The following is a 2,381-nucleotide window of genomic DNA, read 5'->3' as shown; positions in this document are numbered from 1 at the left end:
CTCGTATGCGGAACCCGAAGTCCGATTGACAACCGCCGTAGCAGGCTTGTTCGCCATCGTCGCCGCGTACCTGCTGGTCTCGAACGCCCTGAGACGTCGTCTGAGCCGATGGGACTGGCTCCTCCCAGTCGTCGGTATCTCGGTCGCGGCGGCGTTTCTCGCGCCAGATGGCATGGTGGGCGGCGGGTTCATCAGCCACCGGCTTATCCTGTTTCCGTACCTGATCGCGATTCTTTGGTTCGGAGCGCACACGTTCGACCGAATCGCTCGGATCGCCGTTCAGGGAACTGCCGCGGTGCTGTCAATCGCCATGCTCATGAACCACATGCCCAAGTACGCCGAACTGAACGGCTACCTCACCGAGTACCTCGACGTGGCATCGGTCGTGTCTGAAGGATCGACGTTCCTGCCGCTCGTCTTCTCCTACCAGGGCATCCGCGAGGACGGTACACTCGTGTCGTCTCGAGTCGGTCCGTTCATCCATGCGACTGGGCGGATCGCGGCGGATCGCAACGCCATCGAGTTGGAGAACTACGAAGCGAACACGGACTACTTCCCGACTCGATGGCGAGCCGAGAGAAGCGCGTACGCGCACATCTCGTCGACGCCGAACGGCGTGTCCGCACAGCCGCCCTGCGTGGACTTCCTGAGCTACCCGGAACGCACGGGCGGCAGCGTGGACTACGTGATCGTGTGGAACGCCACGGATGCCATGCGGGCAACGGAGTGTTACCAGAAGATCAAGGCGCAACTCGACACGGCGTATGAGCAGGTCGCGGTCTCGTCGCCGCGAGGGTGGGGGAAGGTCTACAGGAGGAGACAGTAGCAGACCGAACGCGACGCTACCTTGCCAGCCGGCTCTCGCGGATTACCCGGCGCAAGTGCGCGAGGTTGACGCTGCCGAGACTCGCCCAGAAGTCGCCGCTCTCCGAGAACAGGAACGCCCGCGCGTCCTCGCGGTTGGCATCCGACGACCGAGACTCGGGTCGCGCGTCGCGCCAGGCGAGCTCGATCACGGCGCGGGCGAGGTCGCGGTACCGGTCGCACCGCTCCTCGCGCGTCAGAGCGTCCGTTTCAGGGGTCAGGGCTGAAGAGCTTGGGTGAGTGTTCTGTTGCGTTTCCATCGCCTGACTCCTGCGGCGACTCGCGTTCCCGCTGTCGATCTCAGCGCGGCATGCGGTCGTTACCTGGAACGACACCACCAGCCCCAGTGCTTACGGGGCGGTCGCCACTCCTGAGTACCGAGATGAAACGATCCGTTGTGCACGGAGGTTCCACAAGAGACAGGCACGCAGATGTCATTGGCGTCGAGCGTGCGCTGTGGCGATGCCAACCGGCGTGGACACACAATCGCGAGGGGATGGCATGAAGTCGTTGGGATGGATGCTTCTCGGAGCCGCCCTTGGGGTGGTCGCCATGTTCGCCGTGTACGAGACGCGCGTCCAACGCGCCGGCGATGCGGTGGTCGAACACCGTATCGTCCAAGTTGACGATAACGCCAGCCCGGTCGCTGAGAGCAACCTTCAGGACGAACGGATCGCCGAATCGGCTCAGCCATCTCCATCGGCGTCTACCGGCACGGTCGCCCGCGTGCTGCGCGTCATCGACGGCGACACGCTCTCGGTCGAGCTGGACGGCAAGCCGACGACCGTGCGCTTGATCGGCGTCGACACGCCCGAGACCGTTCACCCCAACCGACCGGTCGAGGCATACGGCAAGGAGGCATCCACGTTCACGCGGAACCTACTGCTGGGCGAGAACGTCGTGCTGCGGTTCGGCAGCGAGCCGGCTGATCGGTTCGGGCGGCAGTTGGCGTACGTCTACCGCGCGTCCGACAGGCTCTTCGTCAACGAGGAGATCATCCGGCAGGGATACGGACACGCCTACACGCGGTTCCCGTTCGAGCACATGGCCGCGTTCCGCGAGGCGGAACGGCAAGCCCGCGAAGCCGGGCGCGGGCTGTGGGGAGAGCAGGGATCCCAGCCCCGCGAGTCGAACACGGCAGCGTCGGCTGGGCCCGACACGGTGGTCTACGTCTCGCCCAGCGGAACCAAGTACCATCGGCGCTCGTGCCGGCTTCTCGGCGGTTCGGGCAGGGCAGTCTCACTCGCCGAAGGGCGGAAGGATCGCAGCCCGTGCGCCGTCTGTGACCCGCCGTCGTAGTCCGTTTGGCTTGACTCCGCGCGGTGAGGAAGATAACGTAGCTTGTGCCGGCGACCACAACCGGCGACGCGAGCCGACGTAGCTCAGGGGTAGAGCAGTTGATTCGTAATCAGCGGGTCGGTGGTTCGAATCCACTCGTCGGCTCCACCCATACACGCCCGGAGCGCTCGATCGGCGGGAATAGCTCAGTGGTAGAGCGTCAGCTTCCCAAGCTGAGG

2 protein-coding genes and 1 tRNA gene are annotated in these 2,381 nt (G+C 64.9%); 2 read left to right on the top strand and 1 reads right to left on the bottom strand.

Features of this window, described 5'->3' with window-relative positions; translation table 11 throughout:
- Nucleotides 1–842: 842 nt before the first annotated feature.
- On the bottom strand, nucleotides 843–1,124 hold the full coding sequence (locus tag FJZ36_19030) for a hypothetical protein (GenBank protein ID MBM3216993.1): 282 nt from the start codon (nucleotides 1,122–1,124) through the stop codon (nucleotides 843–845).
- Between the two features lie 202 nt (nucleotides 1,125–1,326).
- Between FJZ36_19030 and FJZ36_19025 the strand changes: the two genes are divergently transcribed.
- Both FJZ36_19025 and FJZ36_19020 read left to right on the top strand, forming a co-directional pair.
- Entirely contained in the window at nucleotides 1,327–2,163 is an 837-nt protein-coding gene (locus FJZ36_19025) for a thermonuclease family protein (protein ID MBM3216992.1), read from the top strand.
- A 72-nt stretch (nucleotides 2,164–2,235) separates the two neighbouring features.
- A tRNA-Thr gene (locus FJZ36_19020) sits at nucleotides 2,236–2,310 on the top strand.
- Nucleotides 2,311–2,381: the final 71 nt, after the last annotated feature.

The sequence above is a fragment of the Candidatus Poribacteria bacterium genome (assembly GCA_016866785.1).
GTDB lineage: Bacteria > Poribacteria > WGA-4E.
Note: the sequence above shows the minus strand (reverse complement) of the source record. Positions and strands in the feature narration are given on the sequence as shown.